Below are 14,046 nucleotides of genomic sequence, written 5' to 3'. Positions count from 1 at the left end.
TGCGGAGAACGGCCCTGTCGGCACCGACGCGGGAGAGGGAAAGCCCTGGGCCGCGGCGCTCCGTCCCGATGACGACGGAGCCCGCGGCAAAGCGGACTTCTATGTTCCACCAATGTGACATCTACATGTCAAGTCTTCTACTCCCTTGATTATGCGGCCTAGTTACTCGACTCTTTACTCGGCTCTGAGCGAGACGCAGCGCTTCAGGGCCGTGTGTGCGGTAGCGCACTCACCCCCACGTCGCGCGCCCCACCCAGGCGCGCGACGTGGGGGTGAGNNNNCGCCGCCGACTCCCCCACGGCGATCAAGGACAGCTACATCGTCACGCTCAAGAAGAACGCGGGCTTCACGGCCGCGTCGGCCAAGGGCAAGGGCCTGGTCACCAAGTACGGCGGCAAGGTGAAGAAGACGTTCGGCAGCGCGCTGAACGGCTACACGGCGAACCTTTCGGCGACCGAGGCCAGAAGACTCGCGGCCGACCCGGCGGTCGCCTCGGTGGAGCAGGACCAGAAGGTCCAGCTGGCCGACGTCACGCAGACCAACGCCCCCTGGGGCCTGGACCGCATCGACCAGGCGTCCCTCCCGCTCTCCCGCACGTACACCTACCCCGACTCCGCGGGCAGCGGTGTGACCGTGTACGTCATCGACACCGGCGTCCGCATCACGCACCGGGAGATCAGCGGACGGGCCTCGTACGGCTACGACGCCGTCAGCGGCGGCACCCCGTCGGACGGCAACGGCCACGGCACCCACGTCGCCACCACCGTCGCGGGCACCACCTACGGCGTCGCCAAGAAGGCCAAGATCGTGGCGGTCCGCGTGCTCAACGCCAGCGGCTCGGGCACCGTGTCCGGCGTCATAGCGGGCGTCGACTGGGTCACCAGGAACCACTCCGGTCCCTCGGTCGCCAACATGTCGCTGGGCGGCGGCATCTCCACCGCTCTGGACACGGCCGTGCGCAACTCGATCGCCAGCGGTGTCACCTACGCGGTCGCCGCGGGCAACAGCAACACCAACGCCTCCTCCTCCTCGCCGGCCCGGGTCACCGAGGCGCTGACGGTCGGCGCCACCACCAGCACGGACGCCAGGGCCAGCTACTCCAACTACGGCTCGGTCCTCGACCTCTTCGCCCCGGGCTCCTCGATCACGGCGGGCTGGCACACCAGCGACACCGCGACCAACACCATCTCGGGCACCTCGATGGCGACGCCGCACGTCGCGGGCGCGGCCGCCGTCTACCTCGCCAACCACCCCTCGGCCACCCCGGCCCAGGTCTCCTCGGCCCTGGTGAACGGCGCCACCTCGGGCGTGGTCTCCAACCCGGGCTCCGGTTCGCCGAACAAGCTGCTGCGGCTCGTCCCGTAACCCGACTCACCGTCTGAACGCCGTCTCCTGAACGCCGTCTCCCGGAGGCCGCCGCGCCTCCGGGGGGCGGCACACGGCTTTGCGGCCGAGGCGCGGTCCCCCGCCACCGTGCGGGAAGTCCCCGCCGCCGGCGGCCTGTCGTACGACACCTTCCTCAACCGGCTGTGCCAAAGCCGTGATGCGGACCTCCTGATGACTTCCGCCGTTCTTGTCCGATGCCCCGCCCGGCTCAGAACTGCCCGGTGTCCAGGTCGAAGCCGAGCGGTTCGGGAAGGGGCACCACCGCGGACAGCTCGTACGGCACTGTGCCGGTGTACTTGTCGCCCTCCGGCTGCGAGTGGACGACCTGACCCGCCTCGCGGTCGATGAGCAGATGGACGGGGATGCCGGCACGGGCGTAACCGGGGAGCTTTTTCCGGCGGTCGTTGTCGCCTGTGGACGGGGAGGCCACCTCGGTGACCATCAGCACCGGCGAGGCGTCGTGATACTCCTCCTGGTCGGCGAAACCGCCCTTCGGTGCGAGAACCAGATCGGGCTCGACCTTGCCGGTTTTCGAAGCCCCGGGCACGAAGAGCCCGATTCCGGTGCAGCGCCCCAGGTCCTTGCGATGATCACGCACCTGGCCGCTGAGCTCCGAAACGATTTCCTCGTGCTCGCCGTCGGCGGGAGGCGTGACGTGGATGTCCCCTTCGATCAGCTCCACGCGCCACCCCTCGGGGGCAGCGGCACTGAACACCTCGAAGGCCCCTTCCGCCGACAGGGCGGGGACGGGCGCCTGCCGGAGCAGGCCGGGAACAGCGGTCAAAAACGGAATCATTCACCCGCACGTGTGCGCGTATGAGCGCGATGTCGCGATGGCAGTGCCGCGGTGGGGCAGGGGACGACGGGAACACCGGCAGCACCCAGGTCGAGCCGCGTTGCGGATGCCGGATGCATCGTTCGGCAGGAACGCGTCCGTGCGGCTGTGGGGCGTGGGGCTGCCGCTACGACGCGCTCGGGGCAGGGGTCGGGCCCATGCCCCGCAGCTGCTGAATGGTTCCGCCGGGCTTGGTCCGGAACTCCTCCAGCATCTCCGGCTCCTTCGCGCTGACGATCCAGCGCGGGCCGACCAGGTACGTGCCCCCCGTACACGGCGGCGGAGTCCAGCCAGACCTGCTTGTACTCCTCCTTCGGGAAGGTGGTGATGAGGTAGTCGATCTCCGGTGTGTGGCACACGCCCTGGCGCAGTTGTTCCGCCTCGATGCGGATGTCGGGCGTGCAGCCGGTCAGACGGGCGATCACCTCGACCTTCGCGGGTGCCACGACACCGGCCTGCGGGGCGGAGATCCTCGACGGGGCGCTGTTCACCGCGGCGTCGTCCGCACCGCCGTCGCACGCCGTGGCCAGGGGCACCAGGACCAGAGCTGCGGCGAGCAGGGTGCCGCGTGTCCGGCGGGCGGCGAGCAGGGGCCGGCCGGTGCGCCCGGGCTGCGGCTGCTGTGACTGCTCGGGATGCTGTCGCACGTGCCTCTCCGTCTCCGGGATGTTTCTGTCCGCCTCGGTGACCGGGCATGACCAGGCATGACGACAAGGGGTACGGGTGAACGCCCATGCCCGTTCACCCGTGGGAGCCCGTAGGAGAGCGGGAGCCCGCGGCACGGCCGGGACCCCGCCCACGGGCCCGGACCCATGCCCGGGCGCACGGTCTTCGCACGGACGGTGTGCGCGTTGTACCGGCCCACCCGGTGCTGCGGGGAACTCATGCGGGCGTGATCGGGGTGCAGCAATCCGGCGAGGTCGAGCTCGACCTGCCGGTCGGCGGGCAGTTGCTCCAGAGGAGTCGAGGATGCGCGGCAGACGCAGAAAGGCCGCGCGCCCGCGGATGGCGGCCCGCACGTGCCCTCACCGGAGTCATCCACGTTGATGTGGACGCGCGTGGTCTCCCAGGCCGCCTTCACCACCGCCAGGCCCAGTCCGATCGGGACGCCCTCGAACATGTCAATGACCAGGATCGCCCCAGCCGTGAACACCAGCACCACGACCTGCCCCTGCCGGATACCGAGGCCCCGGGCACGAAGAGCCCGACTCCGGTGCAGCGCCTCAGACCCATTGAGCTGATCACGCACCTGGCCACTGAGCTTCGAAATGTTTTCTGGAGGCTCTTTCGATCAACTTCACGCGCCACCCCTTGGACGGGGCGTGGCTTTGCCGGATGGGTCGGGAGCACGGGGCGAAACGGAATCGTTCACCCGCATGTGTGCGTATGAGCGTGATGCCGCAATGGCCGTACCGCGGCGAGACAGAAGGACGGCGGGAGCTCCATCAGGACGCATCAGGGCCTCGACCAGGCCGCTCTCCCTGGTCCGAGATCATGACGAACGACAGACAAGTCGGGCTGTACGCCAGGTTCTCCAGAAGCTCTTTTTTTGAACCCATCGTGACATGCGATCGCCTCGGTCCGGCCGAGCGAGCAGTACGAGGTGCGCAGAGCAGACTCCTGTCGTATGCGTAAACTCAGTCAAACAATGCCCCCGTGCGCGCAAATGATCATGGATCATGGGGCGCGAGACCGCCACGAGCTCCGGAGAAGATCATGTCCATGTCCCCAGAGCTGCCCCCGGTTGTTGTCACCTTGGCGGAGATCGCCCGCATCGCGGGGGTCGGGCGCGCCGCTGTCAGCAATTGGCGGCGACGATACGACAACTTCCCCTCCCCTGTCGGCGGCACCGACACGAGCCCGCAGTTCTCACTTCCGCAAGTCGAGGAGTGGCTCAGGCGCGAGAACAAACTCAAGGCGGCGCTGAACCCGCTGGATCGACTCTGGCCGGAATACGAGTCCCTGGGCAACCGGGAAGCAACGGGCTTGCTGGTGGCCCAGGTGGGCCTGTGGCAGAGCGGAGTCAAGACGGGGAGGCCAACGGCGGGGCCACCCCTTGATCAGCGTCAGCGCCATCTTCTGGAACGCACTCTCGAGCTGGCGAAGCAGGACGAGGAGCACAAGATCTTCGACCTGCTCATGGAGCGGTGGCTCCGGGCGCACGTGCGACAGGTCACGACAACTCCGGTGCAGTTGGCCGAACTCATGGCTCAAGCCGCAGCCATAAAGCATCCAGGGCCGGTACGGACCGTGCTGGATCCTGCATGCGGAGTGGGAACGTTGCTCGTCGCAGCCGGCCGCCGGTGGGGGGCCGACCATGCGGCGGGACTGCGCTTCCTGGGCCAGGACATCGACACGGTTCTCGTGGAGCTGGCCAAGGCGCGCCTGGCAGTCGGCGGGTTCACCGAACGTGACCTGTCCAATGTCTCGTTGGCGGCGGGTGACACATTGCGGGCCGACGCTCACCCCGGAGTGCAGGCTGACGTGATCCTTTCCAATCCACCGTCGAACGAGCGTGACTGGGGGCACGCGGAACTCGCCACAGACCCGCGTTGGGTGTACGGGCAGCCCCCGCGCACCGAACCGGAACTCGCCTGGGTTCAGCATGCCGCGGCAGCTCTGGCTCCCGGAGGCGTCGCAGTTCTCGTGCTGCCGCCCGCTGTGGCGGCACGCCGCGCGGGCCGTCGGATCCGGGCCGGTCTCCTGCGGTCCGGCGTACTCCGAACCGTAATCGCCCTGCCGCCCGGTGCCGCCCCGCCCTACGGTGTCGGCCTGCATCTGTGGATCCTGTGCGCGGACGGGGCCCCCGGTCGGGGCGGAGCGGACGGCGCAGAGCTCACGTTCGTGGACACCACACACGCCGCTCCTCCTGCTTCCGCCGACAAAGGCGGCATCGACTGGCCTGCCGTGACAGCGCAGATCACGGAGGTGCTCAGCGGTACAGGCGCGCAGGGAAGCATCTCGGTGCCCGTGGTCGACCTGCTGGACGACCAGGTGGATCTCACACCTGCCCGGCGTGTTCCGAGGACGCGGGCCGCCACCATCGTCGACCTCAGGCGTCTTTGGACACGGTTCGACGCGCACATGAGGGAACTGCGCGATGCCGCCAACGCTCTGTCCGCACTCGTGCCCGTGAACGACGACGAGACGGTTTCGCTCATCAGCGTCGGTGAGCTGGAGCGAGCCGGGGCCCTGGAGATTCGGCCCGGACAGGGGCTGCCGGAATCCCTGGTGCGCCGCGGGGAACGTCAGGAGGACGGGGCGCGCGTCCTCACGGGGGCTCCGCTGTCGGGGCAGGCACAGCTGTGGCTTCCGGCGACGGCCGTCGCGACGGGTGAGCAGGACGGCTCGCTCACAGTCACAGCGTCCCAGGACGTCATTGTCTCGGTGCTGGCCCGGGCCTTCGACGTATGGGTGGACACCGACGCCCCGTCCGTCCTGGGACCCCAACTCGTGGCACTCCGGGCGAATCCCGCAGTTCTCGACCCGTGGTTCCTGTCCGGCTGCCTGTGTGCCCCGGCCAATGTGCACAGGGCCGGCACTCACGCGTCCACCACGTCACGCATCGACATAAGGCGTCTGCACGTTCCGAGGCTCTCCCTGGAGGAGCAGCGGCGGTACGGGGAGATCCACCGGAAGATCACCGTTTTCGCACGCGAGCTCACCGACATGAGGAGTGTGGGCGGCGAGCTGAGCCGTGCGCTGGGGGATCTGCTGGCTGCGGGGCAGCTTCCTCGGGCCTGATCCGGCTACTGCTCGGGCAGCTGGTCGAGGAGGTCGGCCACCTCCGCTTCGTAGCCGGACTCAGCCAGTTCGACGGCGACCTCACGGCAACGGCTCGTCAACCGGTCGGACGCCGGTACGACGACGAGAGACAGACTGTGCACCACCGCGCGCCAGCCGCTGAACGCTCCGGTGAAGTCCCCCTCGGGCATCAGGCATTCGGCAATCCCAAGGCGCGCCTCCAGCACAAGAGGATCCGAGGGGTCTCCGTTCTCGGCGACGTGCTGGTACTGCGCCTTCGCCTCGGCCGTGCGGCCGTCCAGCCGGGCGGCGTCAGCACACACCAGTCGCCCCTCCAGGACGATCGGCTCACGGGCACCCCAGTCCGACACCGCTTTGGGCAGCAGGTCGAGGAGTTCGGCACAGCGGTCGCCGGGGCCGTTGGCGAGCAGTTCCGCCCGGGCCTGGGCAATCCGTCCCATGAACTGGTTGCGCCCCAGCCATCCGCCACGACGGCGGACCGGACGCCGCGATGCGGCACGGGGGCTGACCCGTGTGTCCGCCGTGCCGACCACCGGTCTCTCCCCGAGGCGATAGCGTGCGGTCGGGTCCGGATCCAGTTGCGGGTCCGGGGCCGGGTCGCCGGGCTTCGGCAGGAAGGCACGAAGAACGTCCAGCACTTCGCCGATGCTCTCGGGGCGATCCGCCGGGGTCTTGGCGAGGAGGTCCCAGGTCAGGTCGTCCAGTTCCTCGGGAATGCCGACGTTGATGCTCCGCAGCCGCGGCGGCAGGTCCTCGAGGTGCTGGGTGTTCATGTTCCGGTCCGGCTTGTCCTCGAAGGGCCGTTCACCGGTGAGAAGTTCGAACAGCACGCACCCGAATGCGTAGAGGTCCACCGAGGCGGAGATGTCCCGCTGCCCCCGCAACTGCTCCGGGGCCATGTACCCGGCGCTGCCCGGGGTTGCACCCAGCGCGGTGTAACGGGTCGCGTCGGGGTCGGTGAGGTGGGCGATACCGAAGTCGAGCAGCTTCACCGCTCCGTCCGCGAAGGCGATGACCACATTGCCCGGTTTCAAATCCCGGTGCACGACGCCGTTCGCGTGCGCATGCCCCAGGGCTTCGGCGATCTGGACGGCGATGGCGACGGCGGCGTCGAACGGGAACGGCCTGCGCATGTTCAGGAATTCGCGCAGGCTGACCCCTTCGACGTATTCCATGACGAGGTAGGGCTCCTCGCCCAGGTAACCACGGTGCAGCAGGCGGGGGATGCCGGGGTGCTTCAGTTCCTCGAGGATGACGCCCTCGCGTTCGAACCGCTTCAGCAGCTCGATCCGGTGTCGCGTGCGCTCCGCCGGAGCGAACCAGCCCTGCGTGTAAGCGTCGAGCCGCAGCACCTTGACGGCGACAACCTGTCCGCTTTCCAGGTCGGTGGCCGTCCAGATGGTGCCCATGCCGCCCTGGTCGAGTGCCTCCTTGACCCGGTAGCGGCCGTCGAGGACTTCCCCGGCTTCCACCCCTCACCCCCGGTGGTTCATGACACGCTGTCAGCCACACTGTAGCGGTTCACTGGTCACATCCAGTCAATCGCTTGACTTAGTTCACAAGCATGCGCTTCTCTGGGTGCGTTGGCGCTCTCATACCACCACGCCCCTAAGGGAGTGCATTGTGCCGCTCCGCCTGCCTCCGCCCGGAACGAACGGAGACATCCGACTCATCCGCACCTCACTGCCACTGCTGCGCGAGGACCCTCAGGACTGCCCGCGCGGCAACGCCCTGCGTGCCAGGGCGCTGCTCACCCAGGTTCCGCAGCGCCCGCGGGGCAAGCCCATCGAGGACTTCGCCCTCGGGCCTGTCATGAGTGTCCTGGACGCGATAGAGCACGAAGGAGAGGACGTCGACAGCGCCTTGGCACGGCTTCTGACGGATCAGAAGTACCACGCGGGGCACGTGCATTGGGCCGAATCAGCCGTTCGGTCCTATCTGCTGGCGCGCACGGCGCGCGAAGCACAGCGGCGCATGCTCGGGCGCCGGCCGACCCTGCCGGTGCGCGCTCAGTGGACGGCCATCACCCAGAGCGAGGTCCCGGACGCCCGAGGAGCGACCCGCTACGAGCGCACGGCATGGGGACGGCGGTATGCGTCCGCCGACGGATCGGAACGCGAACTGTGGCTGCTGTCCGTGAATTCCATCAACAGGAACCGGTCGCCTGCCGAGATCGCGGAGGCGGCGGCTGTGGCTGCAACGGGCATCCCCTCTCAGCCGGCATTCCGGGACATCTTCCGTCCGGTGCCTGGCTGCACCGTCCGCCCGCAGCGTGTCCGGATCGTCGGCATCGGCTGCGGCAGCGGTGAGCACGACGTGCTGGCCGACTGGGAAGTCGACGAGGTCGAGCGGCAGTTCGCCAAACATGCCAAGCCCGTGCTGCGCCGGGTGGTCGAGGACGACCGGCTCAACCCCGGCTCCAGTTGCACGCGCTGCGAGGGGCTGGTCTCCTGCGAGCAGCCGCCTCGCACCCCCGGTGTTCTCGGGGTCCCCGGGCCACGCCGCCCCCGCGTCCGCCGCTCCGTGTCCGCGAGCGACCTGCGTGTTCATGCGCGCTGCCCGGCGCAGTTCCACCTCACCCGCGTACTGCATCTGAAGTCGGGAAATCCGGAGAGCGAGTCGATCCGCAGGGGCCGCGCGGTCGACGAGTGGCTCAACCTCCGACACAAGCACGGATGCTGCCGCACAGCTCCCCTCCCGGACGCCCTTCCCGGCCTCTCCTCCGCTGAACTGCCGGCCGCCCTCGCCCTGCTCGCAGAACACCAGCGGGCCTGCCCTCTCGACGGCCTGCCGCCTGACGAGGTCATACGAGTGCAGCCACGTCTGACCGCATACGACCCCGAACTGGACGTCGTCCTGATCGCCGACCCCGACCTCTTGTACACCCGCTCCGGGGGCTGGATCTGGCACGAGACGAAAACGGCCGCGAAACCCCCTTGGGAAGGGCGCGCGCTGATGGAGACGTATCCGCAGCTCGCCTTCGCGGTGCTGATGATGTCCGCCGGAGTACTCGGTGGTGATCCGCGCCGGTCGCTGATCGAGCTGGAGGTGCTGTACCCGGATGCGGAGGGGACCGGGAGGTCGCGCTGCGAGGAGATCGATCCCGGCGATCCCGACACCCTGGCCGAAGCGCGCCGCATCATTGCCGGGCTCGCCGGCCCCTGGGCCGTGGACGAGACCTACGCGCCGACGCCCGGCGACCACTGCGACGGCTGCGACGTGCTCAGGCACTGCGCGGCGGGTCAGGCCCACCTGGAGGCACGGTGACCACGACGACCGGCAACGGAGTGCCGCAGCCCGATGCCGACTGGTCCGCCCATCGAGGCATCCCTCTCATGCGCACGCTCGCCACTGCCCTCACGGTGCTCGACGCGGCCACCGGCCCCGAAGCCTTCACCCTGCCCTATCCGCCCGAGGTCCAGCGCGCCCTCGACCGGACGGTGCTGGCCTGTCTGGAGCGCGGTGCCGAGCCTCCGGTGAGCCTCCCGGACCTGCTGTCCTGGTGCCGCGAGCGACCGGTGGCGGACTGGCCGGTGGGCCTGCCGGCCGAGGCGGCCGGGCCCAACGACCTGCTGCTCGACCCGGACTCCTCGCGACCCACCGAGTTGTGCTACGAGTGGGCGGAACAGTTCTCGGACAGCGCGCTGGTCCTCTACGACCGTGAGATCATCCGTGCCGCGCTGCGGTTGTGCCGCGAGCACGGCGAGGAGGACGCATACACCGAGTTCCGACGGCTCCTGGTCACCAAGCCCGTCCTCACCTCGGCCGAGGAGTGGACCGTGTCGATGGACCACGTGCTCGACCCGGTGAAAGAGCTTCTGAGCCGCATCTACCGCCCAGTCCCGGACAGCTATCTGCGCGGTGATGTCTACGCGACCTGTGGCCGGTGCCTCACCCTGCTGACGCCGCTCGACGGCGGCGGCTGGTGGTGCGAGCGGGATCGCTGCCGCCGCCGGGGCCGGCCGCCGGTGGGGCGTCGCATCGCGAAGGAGGAGGCCGGTGAGCTGCTGCAGCTGGCCAGGCCGTTGCGTCAGTTCGTCACCGGTCCCGGACAGGCGGAGGTGGACCTGGGACGGCGCCTGACGGAGCTCGGACTGAAAGTGCGGATGTGGCCGGCGTACGACGCCTACGACGTGCACATCACCTTCCCCGACGGCTGGGTGTGGGCGGTGGACGTGAAGGACTGGGCCCATCCGGCGTTCCTGGGGCGGGCCGCCCGGCCGGTGCCGCAGGAACCTCGGTACGACGAGGCGTTCTGGGTGGTGCCGCAGGAGCGTGTCGACGACCGGCCGGGCTACATCTCCGCATACGAGCGCAACCGCCCGGCCGCCGCCCGCGGGGTTCCGTTGCTCACCGACACCCAACTGCTCGCCCGTGCCAAGGACCGGCTCGCGCGCGTCGGCAAGGCCGCGCACAAGGAGGAAACCCGCAAGGAGGAGACCGGCGATGCGTGACCGTGACAGCTGGCACCATCCGGTCAGCAAGGAACTCGCTCGCCTGTGGGACGAAGTGCCCGCCGAACTCGGCAGCGTGAAACCCGGCCTGCTGTGCCAGACGGAACTGGCCCTGCGGATCCTGGAGCACATTGCACCCCACGAACCCGTCCGCGGCGCCTATGTCCTGTTCGGCGGCTACCCGTTCGCCGGTGCCCGGGGATACGTGTCCCGCCCCGAGCACGAGGTCATGCTCCTCGCGGGCCGCCATCTGCTGTGGCACCTGCGTCGCGGCCGTGCGTGGGAGCGCACGCTGGAGACCTACCGGGCTCTGCCGGACCGGCTGCGGGCCTATGAGGTCCTCGCGCTCGACCGGCCGGCCCGGCGGCGTGAGCCGGCCGTCGCCTCGGACCGGTTCGCCGTGTACGACGCCGCTCTCGCGGCGCTGCCTCCGCTGGCCCGCAAGCCCCTGCCCCTCGCGCCGGCCGGCCGCGCCACCTTCGTCGACCGGCGCCGTCCCACCTCTGTGACGCTGCCCGAGGGGCTGCGCTCCGACCCCGTTCCCGGTCATGACCCGGAGGCGGGACGGCCGGGGAAGGGTGAGCCGCTCACGATCAGCCGGGCCGAGCTCGTCGAGACCGCCCGCTGGATGGACGCGATGGAGCGGGCGAACGAGGTGGAGAACCCGGGCCACTGGGAGGACCGCCTCACCGAGCTGCACATCTTCCCGCGGGACGCGGACGGGCTGGGCTTCTCGCACGAGGGCGACCTCCGGCTCGACGGGCTGCTGCACCTGGTCGGCATGGTCGGCGCGGGCAAGTCGACCCTGATGACGCTGCTCGCGGTCTGGGGGGCCCGCCGGACTCCGGCGCTGCGCACCACACTCGTGGTGGGCGACGTGGCCGAACAGCTGCGTCTGACAACCCTGTTCCGCGATCTGGGGCTGACCGCCACGCCGGTGCTGGGCCTGACCACGCGGGAGACCCATGTGCAGCGGCTGCACCGGCGGCTCGCCTCCCGGGGCGTGCACAACCTGCTGGACCACGACGACCCGGGCTTCGACCACCTGAGCACGGTGTGCGTGGTGGACGCCCTGCGTGGCACCGAGGCGGCACAGCCCCTGCGGTTCGCGGACGCGCCGTGCACCTCGCTCTATCCGGAGAAGAAGCGCGCACAGGACGAGAGCGCGGACTCCGGCGCGCTGCCCGAGCCCTACCGGCCGGGGCAGCGGCGGTCCCCGTCCGAGGAGGACCGCCCGACCGAGGTGAAGGGAACCCCGCACGGGTGCCCTCTGTGGTACGTGTGCCCGCGTCACCGTGCGGCCCGGGAGCTGGTCGACTCCCTGATCTGGGTGGCCAATCCGGCGAGCCTCGTGCAGTCGGCCGTGCCGCGTCACCTGGGCGACGAACGGCTGCGTCACCTGGAACTGGCCTGCCTGCGCAGCGACATCATCGTCGTGGACGAGGCCGACTCGGTGCAGATGAAGCTGGATGAGATCTTCGCGCCGTCGGCGACGCTGGTCTCTCCCGGCCCCGAGTCCTGGCTGGATCAGGTGCAGACGCACCGCATCGAGGAACTGTCCCGGCAAGGCCGGCTGCCGCTCACCGACCAGGAGATCGAGCGCTGGTCCGCCTCGCTCACGGTGGTCCACGCCGCCACGGACCGCCTGTACAAGCTGCTGATCTCCGACGCGGACCTGCGCGAGTGGGCGGACATCGAGTACTTCAGCCCCTGGACGCTCCAGGAGAAACTGCTCGGCTCCTGGTTCTCACCGGGCCCCGAGACCGGCACTCCGGACGGCGTGCCCGACGAATCGGAACTGTACGAGGCATACGAGGACGATGCCCCGGAGCCCGAGTCGGCCGGGCCGGAGGTGGATGCCCGCCGCGCCGAACTGACCGAGCGGTTCGACGGCTTCCGGGACGATCCCCTGGGCGGCCGGGGCCCGTACGGCAACGTCACGGACGATCTGGTGCGTCTGACTCAGGATCTGCTGACCACGCTGTCCTCCGCCGGCACGCGCGAGCGGGTCCTCACCGTGCTCCGCCGGCTGCTCAAGGGCACCCCCGTGTCCGCCCGGGCCCAGGACGAGGACTGGCTCGATCTGACCGCCCGGCGCCTGGAGTTCATGCTGCTGCTCAGCGCCCTGCACCAGCGTCTCGACCGGCTGGTCTTCCTCTGGCCCCAGGTCGAGGCGGCCCTGCACCTGGACTCGACCGGCAACGAGCTGTCCCGCCGTCCGCCGCTCGACTACGCCCCGCTGGTCCCGGAGGCGCCGATGGGCAACGTCCTGGGGTTCCAGTACCTGCCCGACGAGCGGGAACGCGATGGCGAGGGGCGGCACAGCGGCACCCTGCGCTTCTTCCGGTGCGCGGGCGTGGGCCGCGAACTCCTGCTCTCCCTGCCCGACGTGGGGGCCGACCCGGGCCGCGGACGCAGAGGGCCGCACGTCGTGCTGATGTCCGGCACCAGTTGGGCGGGCACCTCGACACGCGCGCACGTTGTCGCCCCGGTGGGCGCGGTACTGACGCCCTCGCCACGGTCCCTCGCGGCCGTGAGCGAGTCGGAGTTCAGCACCCACTTCCTGTACGACGACGAAGGACGTCCTCTCAGCCTGTCGGGCGTCGAGCCGAAGGCCCGGCCCGCCGCCTGCCGGGCGATGGTCAGCCGGCTCGGCTCTCCCGGCCGGGGCGGTGCCCCGAGCCCTCTGGAGCAGGAACTGGCCAAGGTCGCCGACAGCCGCCGGCGCCGGGCGATCCTCCTGGTCGGCAGCTACAAGGAGGCGTACACCGCGGCGGAGGTCCTGCACGGGATGGAGCGCTGGCACGGCCGTGTCCGTGTGCTGACCGCAGACGACGCCGACCTGGAGCAGGCCGTCCGCGGCTCGGCACCGCCCCGGTCGGAGGCGGACCGGGTCACGGCACTGCGCCGGGGCGACCTCGCCATGTTCGCCCAGGACCCCACCGCCGAGGTCCTCGTGGCTCCGCTGATGGCGGTGGAGCGCGGGCACAACATCCTCAACGCCCAGCGCAACGCGGCTTTCGGCACGGCGTTGTTCCTGGCCCGGCCCCATCCGCGCCCGGACGACCTCGCCCTGGCCGTGTTCGCGATCAACGACTGGGCGACCCGGTTCGCCCGTGACGAGCCCGGGCTGCCGCAGGGCACGTTCAGCAAACTGGTCACGGCCGCGGCGGACCTGAACGCGGCCGGACTGGCCTTCCGGCACGTGGCACGCGCCGAGTGGCGCCGGCTGCTGTCCCGCCGCTACATCTACTCCCGCCTGTCCGACCATGAGAAGAAGTCCTTCACATGGGACCAGCTGGTGGCGATCTGGCAGGTCATCGGCCGTCTGGTGCGGGGTGGAGTGCCCGCCCGCGTGGTCTTTGTGGACGCCCGGTTCGCGCCGCGTACGGCCAAGTTGCTGTCGCCCGGCGCCGCGGCCGCGCCACTTCCGCAGGAGGACGGCCTGCTGACCGGTCTGCGGGACGTGCTCGCCCCCTACTTCGCGGAGGGCGCCCCGCCGCCCGACTGCCCCGATCCGGCGGACCCCGCGGTCGCCCGGCTGCTGTACGCGCCGCTGTACAAGGCGCTGTGCGCCATCGAACACCACACGTCCTGACCTTCACC

7 protein-coding genes and 1 pseudogene are annotated in these 14,046 nt (G+C 70.0%); 5 read left to right on the top strand and 3 right to left on the bottom strand.

Annotated features, from left to right (window positions below; genetic code table 11):
* Positions 1 to 282 precede the first annotated feature (282 nt).
* A pseudogene (locus CCN35_RS14080) lies at positions 283 to 1,365 on the top strand (S8 family peptidase); the annotation flags it as partial.
* A gap of 229 nt (positions 1,366 to 1,594) precedes the next feature.
* Here CCN35_RS14080 and CCN35_RS14075 read toward each other — a convergent pair.
* Both CCN35_RS14075 and CCN35_RS14070 read right to left on the bottom strand, forming a co-directional pair.
* Positions 1,595 to 2,170, bottom strand: coding sequence for a Uma2 family endonuclease (locus CCN35_RS14075; protein ID WP_236560582.1), 576 nt, complete (start codon positions 2,168 to 2,170; stop codon positions 1,595 to 1,597).
* An 8-nt stretch (positions 2,171 to 2,178) separates the two neighbouring features.
* Positions 2,179 to 2,868, bottom strand: coding sequence for a hypothetical protein (locus CCN35_RS14070; RefSeq protein ID WP_328587095.1), 690 nt, complete (start codon positions 2,866 to 2,868; stop codon positions 2,179 to 2,181).
* 1,075 nt (positions 2,869 to 3,943) lie between these two features.
* Here CCN35_RS14070 and CCN35_RS14065 point away from each other — a divergent pair.
* Positions 3,944 to 5,965 carry an HsdM family class I SAM-dependent methyltransferase gene (locus tag CCN35_RS14065; RefSeq protein ID WP_079129645.1) on the top strand — a complete coding sequence of 674 codons (2,022 nt, stop codon included), beginning with the start codon at positions 3,944 to 3,946 and terminating at the stop codon, positions 5,963 to 5,965.
* A gap of 5 nt (positions 5,966 to 5,970) precedes the next feature.
* Here the strand turns inward: CCN35_RS14065 and CCN35_RS14060 are convergent, their stop codons facing one another.
* Complete coding sequence (locus tag CCN35_RS14060) at positions 5,971 to 7,458, bottom strand: serine/threonine protein kinase (protein WP_086792897.1); 1,488 nt, start codon at positions 7,456 to 7,458, stop codon at positions 5,971 to 5,973.
* Between the two features lie 151 nt (positions 7,459 to 7,609).
* Between CCN35_RS14060 and CCN35_RS14055 the strand changes: the two genes are divergently transcribed.
* From CCN35_RS14055 to CCN35_RS14045, 3 genes are read left to right on the top strand one after another with little or no spacing between them, the layout of a single operon-like run.
* Positions 7,610 to 9,253 carry a PD-(D/E)XK nuclease family protein gene (locus CCN35_RS14055; RefSeq protein ID WP_158100407.1) on the top strand — a complete coding sequence of 548 codons (1,644 nt, stop codon included), beginning with the start codon at positions 7,610 to 7,612 and terminating at the stop codon, positions 9,251 to 9,253.
* Positions 9,250 to 10,440 (top strand): pPIWI_RE_Y domain-containing protein, encoded by a 1,191-nt coding sequence (locus tag CCN35_RS14050; RefSeq protein WP_079129643.1) that lies wholly within the window; start codon positions 9,250 to 9,252, stop codon positions 10,438 to 10,440. Before CCN35_RS14055 ends, CCN35_RS14050 begins: the two co-directional genes overlap by 4 nt.
* Positions 10,433 to 14,038: a pPIWI_RE_Z domain-containing protein gene (locus tag CCN35_RS14045; protein WP_067392080.1), complete on the top strand. Its 3,606-nt coding sequence runs from the start codon at positions 10,433 to 10,435 to the stop codon at positions 14,036 to 14,038. The genes CCN35_RS14050 and CCN35_RS14045 overlap by 8 nt, the downstream gene beginning before the upstream one ends.
* Positions 14,039 to 14,046: the final 8 nt, after the last annotated feature.

Source organism: Streptomyces thermovulgaris (assembly GCF_002155915.1).
Classification (GTDB): domain Bacteria; phylum Actinomycetota; class Actinomycetes; order Streptomycetales; family Streptomycetaceae; genus Streptomyces; species Streptomyces thermovulgaris.
Note: the sequence above shows the minus strand (reverse complement) of the source record. Positions and strands in the feature narration are given on the sequence as shown.